8 protein-coding genes are annotated in these 17,140 nt (G+C 73.4%); 2 read left to right on the forward strand and 6 right to left on the reverse strand.

All coding sequences use genetic code 11. From position 1 onward, the window contains the following. Positions 1–2 precede the first annotated feature (2 nt). Both ACFVIM_RS00935 and ACFVIM_RS00940 read left to right on the forward strand, forming a co-directional pair. Positions 3–803 carry a thioesterase II family protein gene (locus ACFVIM_RS00935; RefSeq protein ID WP_384297048.1) on the forward strand — a complete coding sequence of 267 codons (801 nt, stop codon included), beginning with the start codon at positions 3–5 and terminating at the stop codon, positions 801–803. Next, positions 787–7,041, forward strand: coding sequence for an amino acid adenylation domain-containing protein (locus ACFVIM_RS00940; protein WP_384297050.1), 6,255 nt, complete (start codon positions 787–789; stop codon positions 7,039–7,041). The genes ACFVIM_RS00935 and ACFVIM_RS00940 overlap by 17 nt, the downstream gene beginning before the upstream one ends. 72 nt (positions 7,042–7,113) lie before the next feature. On the opposite strand, the gene ACFVIM_RS00945 is transcribed toward ACFVIM_RS00940, so the two are convergent. From ACFVIM_RS00945 to brxD, 6 genes are all read right to left on the reverse strand, one after another. Beyond that, on the reverse strand, positions 7,114–9,027 hold the full coding sequence (locus ACFVIM_RS00945; RefSeq protein ID WP_384297051.1) for an FtsX-like permease family protein: 1,914 nt from the start codon (positions 9,025–9,027) through the stop codon (positions 7,114–7,116). Next, positions 9,021–9,758 carry an ABC transporter ATP-binding protein gene (locus ACFVIM_RS00950; protein WP_384297052.1) on the reverse strand — a complete coding sequence of 246 codons (738 nt, stop codon included), beginning with the start codon at positions 9,756–9,758 and terminating at the stop codon, positions 9,021–9,023. Before ACFVIM_RS00950 ends, ACFVIM_RS00945 begins: the two co-directional genes overlap by 7 nt. Before the next feature lie 114 nt (positions 9,759–9,872). Continuing rightward, a complete protein-coding gene (locus ACFVIM_RS00955; RefSeq protein WP_384297054.1) occupies positions 9,873–11,768 on the reverse strand; it encodes a BTAD domain-containing putative transcriptional regulator in 1,896 nt (631 codons plus the stop codon). A gap of 242 nt (positions 11,769–12,010) precedes the next feature. Next, positions 12,011–12,784, reverse strand: a complete 774-nt coding sequence (locus ACFVIM_RS00960) for a glycosyltransferase family 2 protein (RefSeq protein WP_384297055.1) — start codon at positions 12,782–12,784, stop codon at positions 12,011–12,013. A 533-nt stretch (positions 12,785–13,317) separates the two neighbouring features. Continuing rightward, complete coding sequence (locus ACFVIM_RS00965) at positions 13,318–15,525, reverse strand: DEAD/DEAH box helicase (protein ID WP_384297056.1); 2,208 nt, start codon at positions 15,523–15,525, stop codon at positions 13,318–13,320. Beyond that, positions 15,525–16,865: a BREX system ATP-binding protein BrxD gene (brxD, locus tag ACFVIM_RS00970; protein ID WP_384297058.1), complete on the reverse strand. Its 1,341-nt coding sequence runs from the start codon at positions 16,863–16,865 to the stop codon at positions 15,525–15,527. The genes ACFVIM_RS00965 and brxD overlap by 1 nt, the downstream gene beginning before the upstream one ends. Positions 16,866–17,140: the final 275 nt, after the last annotated feature.

Here is a 17,140-nt window from a genome sequence, read left to right on the forward strand (position 1 = left end):
CCATGCCTGCCCTCCCGGCCCCGGCCACCTCCGACTGGCTCCGCGTCTTCGCGCCCCGGCCCGCCGCCCGGACCCGGCTCTTCTGCTTCCCCCACGCGGGCGGCGGCGCCAGCGCCTTCCGGGAGCTGGCCGACGCCGCGCCCCCGGAGATCGAGGTCATCGCCGTGCAGTACCCGGGCCGCCAGGACCGGTTCGACGAACCGCCGGTCACCGACCCCGACGTCATGGTCGGCGCGCTGCTGCGGGCCGTGACGCCCCGGCTCGACCGTCCCGCCGCCTTCTTCGGGCACAGCATGGGCGCCACCCTCGCCTTCGAGACCGCCCGCGCGCTGCGCCCACGACACCCGAACGCCGTGGTCCATCTCTTCGCCTCCGCGCGCAAGGCGCCCCATGTCGACCAGCGCGACCGGACGCGGCTGCCGTACACAGACACGGACACGGACGCGCTCATGGCGTATGTGCGGCGGCTCGGCGGCACCGGGGCCGGGCTCCTGGAGCTCCCCGAACTGCGGGAGCTGGCCCTGCCCACCCTCCGCGGCGACTTTCAGTTGCTCGCCCGGCACCGGTTCGTCCCCGGCGCCCCGCTGACCTGCCCGCTCACCGTCATCACCGGGGCCGACGACACCTCCTGCACGCCCGGGGACGCCGCCGCGTGGGCCCGTCACACCATCGCCGGACACCGCGTCCACACCTTCCCCGGCGGCCACTTCTACCTCGAAGGGCGCTCCGCCGCGCTCATGGAGTACCTCACCGACCGGCTCGGCCCCGACCTCGCTGGAGACCGCCATGACCGCCACGCGTAAGACGTATCCGCCGCAGCGGCTGCCGCTGACCACGGCACAGCGCGGGCTCTACTACGCGCACCAGATCGACCCCACCGGCCGCCGCTACCACATCGGCGAGTACCTCGACATCCATGGCCCCGTCGACCGCGCCGCCTTCGAACGGGCCTGGCACATGCTGCTCCTGGAGACGGACACCCTGCGGGTGCGCACCGTCTCCGAGGACGACGACGGCCTGTGGCAGCACCTGGACGACAGCCTGCCCGACCTGCCGTTCCTCGATCTGAGCGACCGGCCCGAGCCGATGACGGCCGCCGAGCGGTGGATGCGGGCCGAGATCAACCGGCCGGTCGACCTCGCCGCCGGGAACCTGAGCGGGTTCGCCCTGATCAAGGTGGCCGAGGACCGGTTCCTGTCCTTCCACCGCTTCCACCACATCCTGATCGACGGCGCCTCCTTCGCCATGATCGGCCGTCGTCTCGCCGAGCTGTACAGCGCCATGGTCGAGGGCCGGACGGCGCAGCCGTGCCCGTTCCCGCCCCTCACCGACCTGCTGGCCGAGGACGCCACCCAGCGCGCCTCCGCGGCCACCGCCGCCCACCGCGCCCACTGGGCCGAACAGCTGCGCTCCCTCCCCGCCCCCGTGCCGCTGCCGGGCACCGGGCAGGGCGCGCCCAGCGCGGCCGAGATCGCCGCCGGGGCGCCCACGTTCCTGCGCCGGACGCGGACCCGTTCCGGCTGGGCCGAACGGATCGCGACGACCGCGCGCGAGGGCGGCACCCGCCCGGCCGCCCTGCTGATCGCGGCGACCGCCGCCTTCCTGTCCCGGATGACCGGCCACGGCGATGTCGTGCTCGGTCTGCCCGTCACCGGTCGCACCGGCACGGTCGCCCGGAACACCCCGTGCTTCGCCTCGACCGTGCTGCCGCTCCATCTGACCGTCGGGCCCGGCCAGAGCCTGACCGACCTGCTGCCCGAGGTCTCACGGCGGGTGCTCACCCTGGTCCGCCACCAGTTGTGCCGGTACGAGGACCTGCGCCGCGAACTCGGCCTGACGGGAACGGACCTGGGCCGGCTCGGGCCGGTCGTCAACATCATGTACTTCGACTACCGGATGGAGTTCGGCGGCCACCCGGTCACCGCCCACAACCTCTCCACCGGTCCCGTCGACGGACTGTCCTTCTCCGTGTACGACCGCAACGACGGCACCGGGCCCCGCTTCGACCTCGAAGCCGACCCGGCCCAGTACGCGGCGGCCGAGATCGCCTCGTACCAGGACCGTTTCCTGGACTTCCTCGACGCCGTCCTCGCCGAGCCACGGCGCCCCCTCGACACCGTCCCGCTGCTTCGCGCCGAGGAGCGCCGCACCCTCCTGGAGGAGTGGAACGAGACCCCCGGCGGCGGTATCGAGCCCACCACCCTGACCGCGCTGTTCGAGGCGCGGGCCGCCCTGACCCCCGACCGGATCGCCGTCGCCGACGACGCGGGCGAGCTGACCTACGCCGAGCTGAACACCCGCGCCAACCGGCTCGCCCACCAGCTCATCGGCGCCGGGGCGGGCCCGGAGACCACCGTCGCCCTCGTCCTGCCGCGCTCGGCGCTCTGGCTGACCGGCCTCCTCGCCACCGCCAAGGCGGGGGCCGCGTATCTCTCCGTCGACCCCGGCTATCCGGCCGACCGCGTCCGGTACGTCTTCGAGGACGCGCGCCCGGTGTGCGCGGTGACCACCACGGCCCTGGCGGCCGTCGTCCCCGTCGGCCACGCCCCGCTGGTCGTCGACGAACCGGCGACCGCCGCCGCCGTGGCCGCGCGCCGCGGCGACAACCCCACCGACGCCGACCGGACCACCGCGCTGACCCCGGACAACACGGCCTACCTCATCTACACCTCGGGCTCCACCGGACGGCCCAAGGGTGTCGCCGTCACCCACACCGGTCTCGCCTCCCTGCTCGCGGCCCAGCGCGAACACCTCCGCGTGGACGCCGACAGCCGGGTCCTCCAGTTCGCCTCGCCCAGCTTCGACGCCTCCGTCTTCGAGGTCACCGCCGCGGTGCTCGGCGGTGGCCGGCTGGTACTCGCCCCCGCCGAGCAGCTCCTGCCCGGTGACGACCTGGTCGAGCTCGTCGCGCGGCAGGGCGTCACCCACCTCGTGCTGCCGCCCGCCGCGCTCTCCGTCGTCCCCGAGGACGCCCTGCCCGGTGTGCGCGTGCTGACCGTCGCCGGGGAGGCGTGCCCGCCCTCCCTGGTCACCCGCTGGTCCTCCCGGCTGCGGATGCTCAACGGCTACGGCCCGACGGAGACCACCGTCTGCACCACCCTGAGCGCTCCGCTCCCCGGTGGCGGCGTCCCCGGCACCGTCGCGCCCCCCATCGGCCGTCCCGTCCACAACACCCGTGTCTACGTCCTCGACGAGCGGATGCGCCCGGTGCCCCCCGGTGTCGCCGGGGAGCTGTACGCCGCCGGGCCCAGCCTGGCGCGCGGCTACGCCGGACGGCCGGGCCTGACCGCCGACCGGTTCGTGCCCTGCCCGTTCGGTCCCCCCGGCGGGCGTATGTACCGCACCGGGGACCTGGTGCGCTGGCACCCCGAAGGCCATCTCGACTACGTCGGCCGCACCGACCACCAGGTCAAGATCCGTGGCTACCGGATCGAGCCCGGCGAGATCGAGAACGTCCTGGCCGGTCAGGAGGGTGTCGCCCAGGCCGTGGCCCTCGTCCGCGAGGACCGGCCCGGGGACCGCCGTCTGATCGCCTACACCGCCGCCGCGCCCGGCGCCGCGCCCCTGGACGGCGCCGCGCTGCGGGCCCGTCTCGCCGCCGTCCTGCCGCCGTTCATGGTGCCCTCGGCCGTCGTCGTCCTGGACGCGCTGCCGCTCACCCCGAACGGCAAGATCGACCGGGCCGCCCTGCCCGCGCCGGACACCGGCGAACGCGAGGCGGCCGGGCGTGCTCCCGTCACCGAACGGGAGGAGATCCTCTCCCGGCTCTTCCAGCGGGTCCTCGGCACCGGCCGGGTGGCCACGGACGCCTCCTTCTTCGACCTCGGCGGCGACAGCATCATGGCCATCCAGCTGGTGGCGCAGGCCCGGGAACACGGACTGCGGTTCACCCCCACCGAGGTGTTCCGGCTCCGCACGGTCGAGGCGCTCGCCGTCGCCGCCCGGGGCGACGACGCGCCCGCCACGGTCGGCGAACCCGCGTCGGCGGCCCTCGGTCCCGTACCGCTGCCGCCGGTCGCGCGCGATGTCCTGGCCCGTGGCGGCACCAGCGACGCCTTCCACCAGGCGATGCTGATCTCCTTGCCGCGGGGCGCCGACCACGGACTCCTCCGCGAGGCCCTGCACACCCTGCTCGACCATCACGACGCCCTGCGCGCCCGCCTGGACCGGGCCCATGACCAGCTGGTCGTGCCGCGCAAGAACATCCCGTACCCCGGTCTGCTGACCGCCGCCGACATCACCGGTCTGACCGGCCCCGCCCTCGACGCCACCGTCCGCCGGTACGCCGAGGCCGCCCGCGACGGCCTCGACCCGGCCGCCGGGCAGATGGTACGGGCGGTCCACTTCGACGCCGGGCCCACCGCCCCGGGACGGCTCCTCCTCACCCTCCACCACCTGGTCGTCGACGGCGTCTCCTGGCGGATCCTGCTGCCCGACCTCAGCACGGTCTACGCGGCGCTCGCCGAGGGCCGCGCGCCCGCCCTGCCGCCCGTGCCCACCTCGTACCGCACCTGGGCCACCCACCAGGTCCGGCACGCCGAGGCGGGCGGCTGGCGCGCCGAGTCCGCCGCGTGGGAGGCACTGAGCGGGACGCCCCAGACCGGGTTCGGCGCCCGTGACGTCGACCCGGCCACCGACACCGCGGCCACCGCCCGGCATGTGGGCGTGACGGTCCCGGCCGAGGTCACGGCCGCGCTCCTCGGCCCGGTCACCGCCGCCTTCCACGGCCAGATCGACGACGTCCTGCTCACCGCGCTCGGCCTCGCCGTCGGCGAACGGCGCCGCCGCACCAGCACCGCGCCCGCCACCCCGCTCCTGATCGACCGGGAGCGCCACGGCCGGGGCGAGACGGGCGGGCTCGACCTGTCGCGTACCGTCGGCTGGTTCACCGCCGTCCACCCGGCGCGGATCGACCCCGGCGACGCCGACTGGGACGAGATCGTCCACGGCGGCCCCGCCGCGGGCCGCGCCGTCAAGGCCGTCAAGGAGCAGCTGCTCGCCGTGCCCGGCGACGGCCTCGGCCACGGACCGCTGCGCCACTTCGACCCGGAGACCCGGGAGCGGCTCTCGGCGCTCCCCGCGCCCCGGGTGCTCTTCAACTACCTGGGCCGTCTGGGCACCACCGTCACGGACGCCGGTCCCTGGCAGCCGCTGCCGGACGACGCGCTGCCCGGCGGAGCGGACCCGGGGCTGCCGTCCGCGCACGCCCTGGAGGTCAATGTCCTGGCCCGGGAGACCCCGCACGGGCCCGAGCTGCACGCCGACTGGGCGGCGCCCGCCGGGGTGCTGGACGAGGAGTCCCTCAGCGGGCTGGCGGAGCTGTGGTCCCAGGCCCTGCACGGCCTCGCCGCCCACGCGGCCCGGCCGGGCGGGGGCGGCCGCACCCCCTCCGACCTCCCGCTGACCGCGCTCACCCAGCGGGAGGTGGAGACGCTGGAGGCGGCCGTACCCGATCTGACGGACGTGCTGCCGCTCACCGCGCTCCAGGAGGGCTTGCTGTTCCACGCGGTGGAGACGGCGGACCTCCCGGCCACCGGAGCCGGGCTGGCGGGCCGGGAGACGGCGGGCTTTGGGTCAGCCAAGAACAGGCCGGAGAGCCAGGAAACAGCGGGCTTACGGGCAGCCGGAACCGGACGGGACGGCCACGAGACGGAGGACTTCCCGCCGACCGGAACCGGACGGGACGGCCGGTTGACGGCCGGACAGGACGGCCAGTTGACGACCGCGCGGGATACGACCGCGCGGGCGACGGAGGGCCGGGACACGGCGGCGCCCGCCGACACCTACAACACCCAGGTCGCCTTCGACTTCGAGGGCCCCCTGGACGCCCCGGCCCTGCGCGCCGCGGGCCAGGCCCTGCTGGACCGGCACGCCAGCCTCCGTTCCGGCTTCCACCACGAGGGGGTGCGCGAGCCGGTCCAGGTGGTGCGCGCCCAGGTGGAACTCCCCTGGTCCGAGGCCGATCTGACGGCCCTGCCACCCGCCGGGCGCCGGCCGGAGGCGCTGCGGCTCGCCGCCGCCGAGCGGAACCGCCGCTTCGATCTGAGCCGACCGCCGCTGTTGCGGTTCCTGCTGCTCAGACTGGCCCCCGACCACCACCGGCTGCTGCTGAGCACCCATCACATCGTGTGGGACGGCTGGTCGCTGCCCGTCGCCGCCCAGGAGCTGTTCGCCCTGTGGGCGGACCGTGGCACACGGCTGCCGCCGGTCGCCCCCTACCGGGACTATCTGGCCTGGCTGGCCGCCCAGGACCGGGCCGGGGCCGAGACCGCGTGGGCGGAGTACCTGCGTGGCGTCGACGGGCCCACCCTGGTCGCCCCGGAGGCCGCCGGGCCGCCCTCCGTACCGCAGGAGCGGGTCACCCGGCTGGTTCCGGACGCGTTGCTCGCGCGGCTCGCCGGGTGCGCGCGGACGTACGGCGTCACCCTGAACACGCAGTACCAGACGGCGTGGGGGCTGGTCCTCGCCCAGGCCACCGACGGACGGGATGTCGTCTTCGGCGCCACCGTCTCCGGCCGTCCGCCGGAGGTGGCCGGGGTGGAACGCATGATCGGCATGCTCTGCAACACCCTGCCGGTCCGGGTCCGACTCGACGACCGGGAGCCGCTGCACGCGCTGCTCTCCCGGCTCCAGGAGGACCAGGTCCGGCTGATCCCCCACCACCATGTGGCACTCTCCCGGGTCCAGCGCCTGACGACCGGCGGGGAGCTGTTCGACACGACGACCATGCTCGTCAACTACCCCCTGGACACCGGGGCGCTGGCCGCCGCGGTCGTCGGGCCGCGGCTGACCGGACTGGCCGTGGAGGACGCCACGCACTATCCGCTGCGCCTGATCGCCGTACCCGTCGACGGCGGCCTGGAACTCCGGCTCGGGCACCGCCCCGATGTCATCGGCGCCGACGCGGCGCGGGTGTTCCTGGACCGGGTGCTGCGCGCCCTGGAGGCCATCGCCGACACCCCGGAACTCCCCGTGGGCTCCGTCGACCTGCTCTCCCGGGCGGAACGGGACCAGGTCCTCATCCAGTGGGGTGGCTACTGACGCGTACCGAGGGGGGTGCGGGCGCGACGCCCGTACCCCCCGTACCCCACCCGGCACACCGTTTCCGGCAGATCAGACGGCGTCGCCCGGCGCCGGGCGACGCCGCAGCGTGGCCGCGGCGGCCAGCACCGAGGCCGGGACGGCGACCGTGGCGCAGGCCGCCGTGACCGCGGCCATCGCCGCCCACGGCAGCTCCAGCGGCGCCCCGGACCCGACCAGTACGGAGAGCGCGGACCAGGTACCGAGCACATTGAGCGTGGTGACGAGGAGACCCAGGAGCGCGCCCGCCGCCACCACCACGGCCGCCTCCACGGCGACCACGCGCAGCACCTGCCCCCGGGTGGCCCCGGTCAGCCGCAGGGTCGCCAGATCGCCGCGCCGGTCACCGGTGGCCGCGACGGAGGTCCCGGCCAGCGCGATCAGGGAGTAGAGCAGGGCCAGCCCCAGCACCACGAAGATGGCCAGCCGGCTCTCCCGCTTGGTCTCCGGCTGCGCGGCCGTGATCCACTCCTCCGCCGTGACCGTCTCCGCGTCGTACGGACGCACGGCCGCGGCCAGGGCGGCCCCGACCTCCGCCCGGTCCCCGCCCTCCGCCAGCCGGACCTCGACCCGGTCGGGCCGGGCACCGGGGGCGTTGGCGGCGGTCACATACACACCGTTGCGGCCGGTGCCGCGGCGCATCACGGCGGCGACGGTCAGCGTCACCTTGGCGCCGTCCGCCCGCCAGATGTCGACCCGGTCGCCGACCCCGGCCGGCCATACGTCGTTGACGACGATCGACCGGTCGTCCAGGTCCCTCACCGACCCGTCGAGCAGCGGGAGCCTGGACAGCTCGGCGAAGGCCGCCGGGTCGACGACCCGGCCCGGCTCGGGCACCCGCACCACACCCTCGTAGAGGTACTCGACCGTGGTGGGCGCGGTGACCGCGGTACGGCCGCCCGGAACCGCGGCCGCCGCCCGGACGGCGGCGTCATCGAGCGTCCGGCCGGACACCGGTGTGACGACGAAGTCCGCGACCGTACGGTCCCGGATCTCGTCCGCCTTGCCCGCGCCGACGGTCTCCGTCGAACCGAGCAGCGATCCGGCCAGGGCCACGCTGACCAGCACCGGGGCGGCGAGGGCCGAGGTACGCCGGACACCGGTGACCGCGCTCTCGCGCACCAGCGTGCCGATCGCGCCCCGGGTGCGCGCCAGCGGTACGGCGAGCAGCCGCACCAGCGGTACGGCGGCCAGCGGGGCCAGGACCGCGAACGCGCCGATGAGCAGCATCGGCTGGGTGGTGTACGTCTTGCGCTTCAGCAGATCCGCCGGATCGGACACCAGCCGCTGGATGAGCAGCGCCAGCCCGCCGACCAGCAGCAGCCCCCCGAACACCCACCGCCCGGCCGTCATCACCCGCCGGTCGACGGCCGCCTCCCGCAGCACCTCGACGGCGCTGGTACGGGCCGCCCGGCCCGACGCGGCGAACGCGCCGACGAGCGCGACCACCAACCCGGTCGCGAAGGCCATGACGTACGGCCAGACATGGTCGCCCACCGTGAGCCACGCGGGCGCGAGCCCCTCCCCGGCCATCCACTCCACCAGGGCGGGGCCGCCCGCGCTGCCGATCAGCAGCCCGGCCACGGCGGCGGGGACGGCCACCAGCGCCGCCTCGGCGACGACGGCGGTCCGCAGCTGGCCGGGGGTCGCCCCGGCGGTACGGAGCAGACCGAACTCCCGCTGCCGCTGGGCCACCGCGAACGCGAACGCCGACGCCACGACGAAGACGGAGGTGAAGGTGGTGACGGCGGCGGCGGTGCCGAGCATGGCGTTCACCGTGAACACGGCGTCCGCGTCCCGGTCCTTCAGCTCCGGTGGCGCGTCGAGGGTGGCCGCCAGCGCGAGCCCCATCGAGGTGGTCAGACCGGCGCCGAGCGCGACGGCGACGAAGACACCGGCGAAGTGGGCCCAGCGGGCCCGGACCGTGGCCAGGGCGACGCTCAGCACGAGATCTCCTCCAGCTCGGTCATCCGCGCGGCGATCTCAGGGGCGGAGGGGCGCGCCAGCTCGCCGGTGATCCCGCCGTCGACGAGGAAGACCACGCGGTCGGCGAAGGACGCGGCCTGCGGATCGTGCGTCACCATGACGATGGTCTGGCCACCGTCGTCGGCCAGACCGCGCAGCAGGGTGAGCACCTCACGCCCGGTGGTGGAGTCCAGGGCACCGGTCGGCTCATCACCGAACAGCACATCGGGCCGGGTGATCAGGGCCCGGGCCAGGGCGACGCGCTGCTGCTGGCCGCCGGACATCTCGGTGGGCCGGTGGTGGGCCCGCCCGGCGAGACCGACCCGTTCCAGTGCCTCCCGTAACGCGCCGCGCGCGGGCTTGCGGCCGGCCAGCCTCAGGGGGAGCGCGATGTTCTGCTCGGCGCTGAGCATGGGCATCAGGTTGAACTGCTGGAAGACAAAACCGATCCGGTCGCGCCGCAGCAGCGTCAGCTCCTTCTCGGACCTGCCGGTCAGTTCGGTGCCACCGAGGACGACGGAACCGCCGTCGGGGCGGTCGAGGCCCGCCGCGACCTGGAGGAGGGTCGATTTACCCGATCCCGAGGGGCCCATGACGGCGGTGAAGCTCCCGGTCGGCAGGGTGAGCGAGACTCCGTCGAGTGCTCTGACCGCGCGGTCGCCGGTTCCGTAGGTCTTCGTCACCGATGTGAGCACTACTGCGTCGTTGCTCATGTTCCTCTTTGTCTCTCATGGGGCGATCAGGGGACGGACGGAGAAAGGTCGGACTGGAAAGGGTCGGCTTCACAGCACTTCACGGCACTTCACGGCACTTCACGGCAGAGGATCTCAGCTCGCCACCGGTACCGGGGCGTCAAACGGAATCCGTACGGGCAGAGCGCGCGCGTAGCAGAACACAAGCCGGTGCAGCCGGTAGAGCGGCGCGGCGCTCACCACGCCGACCGGTTCGGCGGGATCCATGAGCGAGGCGTCGGCCAGCCGTTCCAGCAGGTCCTCGGCGAGAACGTGGGGAAGGTCCAGTACGGCGGCGGCGGTCGCGGCCGAGAAGACGCGCTCACCGAGGACGGAGCACCGGCGCAGATCGTCCTCCGCCACACCGGTCAGCCGCAGCCAGGAGCGCAGCGAACGGAACATGTCCAGCCCGCCGAAGCGCAGTTCGCGCAGCCGGTCCGCCGGGGCGGCGAGCCGTCCGGCGAGCAGCGCGGGCGACCAGTGGGGCCGGGCGGCGAGCCGGGCACCGGCCGTCCGGAGGGCGAGCGGGACACCACCGCAGTAGGCGACGATCTGCCGGGCCGCGGCGAGGTCCTCGGCGACCCGCTCGGCGCCCACGGCGGCGGCCAGCAGGGCCAGGCCGTCGTCGTCGGCGAGCGGCTCGACGACGGTGGTGTGGGGGCCGATGGCGGCGGCGAGGTGGGCGTGTCCGATCACGAGGACCGCGGGTTCCTCGCCTCCGGGCAGGAGCGCGGCGAGCTGCTCGGGCCCGGACACGTTGTCCAGCACGACCAGCAGCCTCCGCCCGGCGGTACGGGCACGGTAGCGGCGCACCAGCTCATCGAGCCCGGGACCGCGACCGGCACCGAGGGCCGCGCCGGACAACACCCCGGTACCGTACGCACCGTCACCGTACGCGCCCTCACCCGCCACGGCCGGGTCCCCCAGCGCGCTCAGCAACTGGACCAGGACGACCCGCGGATCCCGGGCGGCGCCGTCGCGGTCGGCGACGTCCACATACAGCTGCCCGTCGGGGAAGTGGCCCCTGCTGGTGTGCGCGGCGCGCAGCGCGAGGGCCGTCTTGCCGACCCCGCCCATGCCGGTGATCAGACCGCGCCGGACCGGGCTGCCGGGGGCCAGCAGCGCCTGGAGCGCGGCCAGCTCCCGCCGCCGTCCGATGAACGTGGCGGTGTCCGGGGGCAGCGACGAGGGCGCCACCGGCCCGGCGAGGCCGGGTGGTGCCGTCGCCGCCGCACGGGCGGGCGGCTCGGCGGGGGCGGTGCCCAGCGAACCGTCGAGCACGGCCTGATAGGTCCCGGTGAGCTCCGCGCCCGGGTCGACACCGAGCTCATCGGCGAGCACCCGGCGGCCCTCGTGGAAGACCCGCAGGGCGTCCGCCTGACGGCCGGACCGGCACAGCGCGGTCATCAGCTGGGCCCGCATCCGCTCCCGCAGCGGGAAGTCACCGACCAGCCGGACGAGTTCGGCGGTGAGCTGCTGGTGCTGGCCGAGCGCGAGGCAGGCCTCCACCCGGTTCTCCAGCGCGGCCGCCCGGCCCTCCTCCCAGTGCGACTCCTCCTGCTCCACGAGCAGCTCCGTGGTGTTGGCCAGCGCGGGCCCACGCCACAGATCGAGCGCCCGCCCCAGCAGCGCCCCCGCCTCCTCATACCGCGCCGCCCGCAGCGCGGCCCGGCCCGCACGCTCCAGCCGCTCGAACTCGACCACGTCGATCCGGCTGTCACCGGTCTCGATGACGTATCCGGGCGCCCGCCGGGCGATGGTGACCTCCGGCTCCAGGAGTTTGCGCAGCCGGGAGACATACGTATAGATCTGGGCGTTCATGGTCGTGGGCGGGCAGACACCCCACAGCAGCCAGCTCAGCCGCGAGTCCGGCACCACCCGTCCGCGCGCGATCAGCAGCGCCGCGAGCAGCGTCCGCATCTTCGTCCCGGACAGCCCGATGGGCCGGCCGTCACGTCTGGCCTCGACAGGACCGAGCAAGCTGAAATCCATGGCTCCCCCGCTGGCGATCGTCGTGTGCGACCACCGTGCCAGGCGGGGGTGTCGCCTCGCTTTCAATCCGATTTCGCGACGGCTGTCCACTGCTCCGACCGTCCCCGCACGACCGGGCCGCCACGGAACCCGCCCACCACGCGGGTCATACGGGTGGGCGGTCCGGGCGATCGTCGCCGACGGCCCTCTGGGCCTTTCCTCTGGATCAGGCGGGGAGCCCAGCAAGATCCAGAAGAAAGGTCCTAGATCCGCGAGTTGCGCAGCGACTGCCACGCGGCGCCGGCCAGCGCCCGCGTCGACCGGGGGATCGACAGCCCCTCGTGCTGGCGGTACAGCTCCCAGTTGTACCGGACCAGCGACATCTTGTTGGAGGACAGCGATCCCGCCTGGTGGGCCCGGTACACGGCGAGCGGCTCGGTCAGCCCGCGGGCGTCGGCGCCGTCACGCATGATCGACAGCCACAGGGCGTAGTCCTGCCGCTTGCGCATCTCCGGCATCAGCCGGGTACCCAGGACGGTGCGGTCGTACATCGCGGTCAGGGCCCCGATGTAGTCCCGGACCAGCATCGCCCGGTAGTCCACATGTTCCCGGGCGCGGATCACGCGCCCGTTCGGGACGAAGTCGACGCTCTCACCGTCGTAGTCGGCGTCCATCTTGAAGTACGAGGTGAACGTCAGCGGCGCGCTGCCCGCCGCGGCGAACGCGATCTGCCGCTCGGTCTTCTCCGGCAGCCACATGTCGTCGCTGTCGAGGAAGGCGACGAAATCCCCCCGCGCCCGCCCGATGGCGAGATTCCGCGCCCGCCCGGCCCCACCCTGCTCCGGCGCCGACTCCGGCCGCACGCGCTCGTCCTGCCGGGCGAACTCCATGAGCAGGTCCATGGAGCCATCGGTGGACTTGTCGTCGGTGACCAGCAGCTCCAGATCACTGTGCGTCTGCGTGAGCACCGACCGGACCGCCGCGCCGAGAGTGGCCGCCGAATTATACACGGGCATCACGACAGAGACCAGGGGCACAGCGCTTCTCCTTGCTCAGACCGGGGACGACGGGTCCATTCAAGCACTGCGCGCAGGAGAGACGATGCCGCACGGGTTGTTCCCGCTGGTCAGACCCCTACACAGGCAGCGCCACGTCGTCCACTACCCCTCAAACGCCCCCAGCCCCGGCCGCCCCACCACCCCATCCCCCCTGGCAACCACCCCGACCATCGGTGAGCCCCGCATGCGCGGGGACCATGTGCGGACGAGCCGTTGATGATCTCGGGGACCACCCCCGCACGGACACCGGGGTGACCACCCCCGCGAGATCGCACCCGCGCAGCGTCGGCGGCAGCCCGCTGCCACCTCCGCCCCCGGCCCCGCGACGTCTGGCTACCTTCGTGACTGCCTTCATGGCCGCGTACGAAGCTGTACGGTCCCGATGGGGCTGGTATTCAGCGAGGGTCTGATCAACCTGCTCCGTACCGGACTTCAGTGCCCTCAGGTGACGGAGCGGTGGGGGCGGGCGGGGCATCGCGGCTCCGCCAAGTGGCCTTGGCGACTCTTCCGGGTCAGCCGTCGCACTGGAACCGCACCGGCTCGCCCAGCACCGAACGGGCGCCCTCGAAGTCGGCCAGGCGAGCCGCCACCGTGGCCACGGCGATCCGTTCCGGGAGGGCGGCGGAAAACTTCAGGCCGCGTACGGCACGCCGGTCCACGTCAGGCAGGACGAGGTTCTCGCCGACCTCGCCACGAGCCGCGTGCCAGTCGGCCGGGGCCAGGTTCTCCCGCAGGCGTAGCCAGCAGTCGGTGGGCCGTTGCAGCGGGTCGCTGACCGACGGGAGCGTGGCTGCCAGGGTGGCGTTGGCCCGGTAGCCGGCCCAGGTCCACCACCGGACGTCGGAGCCGACGCGCGTGATCAACGTGCCGCCCGGGTGGACGGCGCCAGGTGCGTCGCTTTCGCGCTGTTCGGCCAGACAGGCCACTGCCCGCCGCGTGAGGGAGACGGGTGGGTCCGTGCCGAGCAGTACCTGACGCATGGCGCGGGTCAGGGGATACGACAGTCCAGTGACGCCGCCGTTCATCCACTTGGCGATTCCACCGCCGTCGGTGGGCTCGACGAAGGCGCGTCTGCGCAACCAGTCGATATACGTGACCAGCCAACTGCGTCCGCCGAGCAGCAACCGCCTGGGGCCAGGGCGTTCCTCCGTGAGCACGCTCGGGTCCGTGCGGCCGATCTCCGTGCGCCCGGACAGGACGGTGAACTGCGGGGGCGCGGTGAAGGAGGCGGTGAGTTCGATGAAGTGTCTTCTACCGAAGCGGCGTTCCGCCTCGGGACCGATGAACAGCATCCCGCCATCGCTGTCGAGGAAACCCTTCTCCGCGAGGAAGCGCATGATCGGGGCCGCCGACCGGTCAAATGGGGGGAGGCCGTTCCACTGCCGGTCCCACACCTGGTCGCCGAGCCTGTGCTGTTGCAGGATGACAGCGAGTAGTTGCTGGGCCACCAGGTGGCGCGGCTCAGGCGGAGGGACGACCGGCTCTACCCACCCCCGCGACCACAGCAGCAACAGGCCCGCCGCCTGTAGCAGGGTCTCCTTGCGGGTGGCGAGGAACAGACAGTTCCGCACGGTCCCGGTACGCCGCCCGGTGCGTCCGATGCGTTGGAGGTACGAAGCGACGGAGGTCGGTGAGTCGATCTGGATGACACGGTCCAGGTCGCCGACGTCAATGCCGAGCTCCAGGGTCGACGTGGAGACGATGACACAGTCACGCGCCTCGGCGAACGCCCTTTCGGAGCGCGTGCGTTCGTCGACGGAGAGCGATGCGTGGGACAGGAAGACGGTCACCTCGCGTGCGCGGAGCGCCGCGCCCAGCTCCTCGACCTGGCGGCGCGAGTCGCAGAAGACGAGCCGCTTCTCTCCACGGTGCAGCGCCGCGATGAGTTTGGCCGCGTTGTCGAGGGAGCCGACATAGTCGAGTTCCACTTCGCCCGTCGGCCTGCCGGAGGACTCGGTGCTCGCCTTGGTGTCAGGGTGTCCGCCGTGGTGGGCGGTCGGCATCTGAACTCCGGGAGCGACCACCTGGCCGGTGCGGCTGCCGACGCCTGAGCCCTGCAGCCAGTGCAGCAACTCGGTCGGGTTGCCGACGGTCGCCGAGAGCCCGACGCGCTGGATGGGCCGTCCCATCACCCGCTCCAACCGTTCGAGCACGGCCAGCAGGTGCCATCCACGGTCGTCCCCCGCGAACGCGTGGACTTCGTCGATGACGACGGCCCGTACGCTTCCCAGCAGACGGACATGGTCGGTCTTGACGCCGATCAGCATCGCTTCAAGCGACTCGGGCGTGGTCAGCAGGATGTCCGGCGCCTCGGCCCGGATGCGTTGCCGCTGCGACTCCTTGATGTCGCCGTGCCATATCGCGGCCCGTCGCCCGAGCCACTGGGCGTACGTGTCGACGCGGCCGACCAGGTTGTTGAGGAGTGCCTTGAGCGGGCACAGGTACAGCACAGACGTACCGGTCCACCGCTGCTCGGTCATCGCCGACAGCAGGGGAAAGCACGCCGCCTCCGTCTTGCCCCCTGCCGTCGGAGCCAGCAGTACGGCGTCCCGCCCCTCCATGAGCGGCGTGATCGCAGCCCGCTGCAGGGGGCGCAGATCGGGCCAGCCGAGGGTGTTGACGACGTGGTGCACGACGACGGGGTCGAGGCGGTCGAGCACGTCGGCGTCGGCTTCGACGTGTTCCGGGCCCTTCCCAGCCGGGCTTTCCCCGCCCGCCATCACAGTTCCAGATCGATGTCGTCGGCCGTCACGGAGGCCAGGGCGGCCAGGTTCCGCTCGACGTCGGTGAGTTCGCCGCCGACGACGGTGAGCCGGTAGTGCCGCCGGGGGTCGAAGTCGTCGTACTGGTCCACACGGTCCAGTACGTCCCCGACGAGCTTCTTCAGGAACAGCCGTGGCGCCACTCCGACCTTCCCGCCCAACGCTCCGCCAACGGCGACCGCGAGGTCGGCGACGTACGCGTCGTCGACGACCTCGCGCACCCGCTCGGGCAGGTGTGAGGCGTCGGCATACAGGTCACGGATGGTGAGGCCGAGCCCCACCAGGGCCCCCTGGTCGAAGCCGGGAAGCCTGATCTGCACGGCGCGAGGGTTGTCGAAGCGCGGGTCGGTGGTGAAGTCGGTGGCCAGCCGCTGAGCGAGCGGGGCCAGCCGCTGTACGCCCTGCTGACCGTCGAAGAAGGCGGGGGTGCCGGTGATGACCAGGTAGAGGCCGGGAAAGCGGCCCGAGTGAACTTCGTCGATGAGTTGCCGCAGAGCGTTGAGCGCCTTGTCGCGGGCGTCCGACCGGACCCGTTGCAGCGTCTCCACCTCGTCGAGGACCACGAACAAGCCGGTGTGCCCGGAGTCGCGCAGCACCGTGAGGAGCCCCTGCAGGAACCCGAGCGCACCGAAGTGGTCGAGGTCGCCGCGGACCCCGGCGGCCCGGCGGGCGGAAGCCGCGACGTGCGGCTGCCCGCCGAGCCACGCCAGGACGGCGGCGGCGGTCGCCTCGTCCCCGTCCACGAGGGCGGCCCGGTAGCCGCGCAGGGCGGTGGCGAACGACGGGGCATGTCGCGAGACCTCGGCGAGCCGTGCGACGAGCAGTTTCTCCACCTCGCCCGGAAGTTCCTCCTCGGTCGCGCCAGCCGCGAGGGCATCCTCCTCAAGGGCGTAGAACCAGGCGTCGATCACGGGCCGCAGCGCGCTGGGTGGGAAACTGGAGGTGGTGAGCCGTTCGGTGAGCCGCCGGTAGACCGTCTCCAGCCGGTGCAGCGGGGTCTCGTTCTCCGAGATCTGGATCTCGGCCACGGCGAAGTTGCGGCGCTTGGCCCGCTCCCCCAGCCAGCGAGTGAAGAACGTCTTGCCGGACCCGTACTCGCCCCGCACGGCCTTGAACACGGAACCACCGGCGGCGACGGCGTCCAGCTCCGCGTCCAGGGCCGCTTCGAACCGGTCGAGTCCGGTGGCCAGCAGGTCGAGTCCGCCATCGGGCACGGCACCGCGCCGCAGCGCGTCGATGACGGTTCGGCGGCGGGCGGCGCTCACCTGTACGTGGCGCTGGGATCCGGTGGTGCTCACGGCAGCCAGTCTTCCATTTCCGCAGGCACATCCGTACGGGGACCGAAAGGCGGCCGTCGGTCGGACCGCTCTTCCCACAGCACTGTAGCGAGACACCCACTCCGTCGAATCGGTTGCCGGTTACCAGGAGACTCTGCTGGAATCACTCTCCGTATCTGCGCCAGGGTGGACCGCTTCGAGGGCGCGGCACCTCGCGACCCTGCCACCAGGGGCACAACGCCGCAGAACGCGGCCCCAGGGTGCCTCGGTGCGAAGGCCTGAGGCACCCCGGACGG

The sequence above is a fragment of the Streptomyces sp. NPDC057638 genome, from assembly GCF_042800315.1.
Taxonomy (GTDB): domain Bacteria; phylum Actinomycetota; class Actinomycetes; order Streptomycetales; family Streptomycetaceae; genus Streptomyces.

Bases quoted from the DNA above. Each gene is read 5' to 3' on its own strand.
- ACFVIM_RS00935 (WP_384297048.1), top strand. From the start codon at position 3: ATGCCTGCCCTCCCGGCCCCGGCCACCTCCGACTGGCTCCGCGTCTTC.
- ACFVIM_RS00940 (WP_384297050.1), top strand. From the start codon at position 787: ATGACCGCCACGCGTAAGACGTATCCGCCGCAGCGGCTGCCGCTGACC.
- ACFVIM_RS00950 (WP_384297052.1), bottom strand. From the start codon at position 9,758: ATGAGCAACGACGCAGTAGTGCTCACATCGGTGACGAAGACCTACGGA.
- ACFVIM_RS00955 (WP_384297054.1), bottom strand. From the start codon at position 11,768: ATGGATTTCAGCTTGCTCGGTCCTGTCGAGGCCAGACGTGACGGCCGG.
- ACFVIM_RS00965 (WP_384297056.1), bottom strand. From the start codon at position 15,525: ATGGCGGGCGGGGAAAGCCCGGCTGGGAAGGGCCCGGAACACGTCGAA.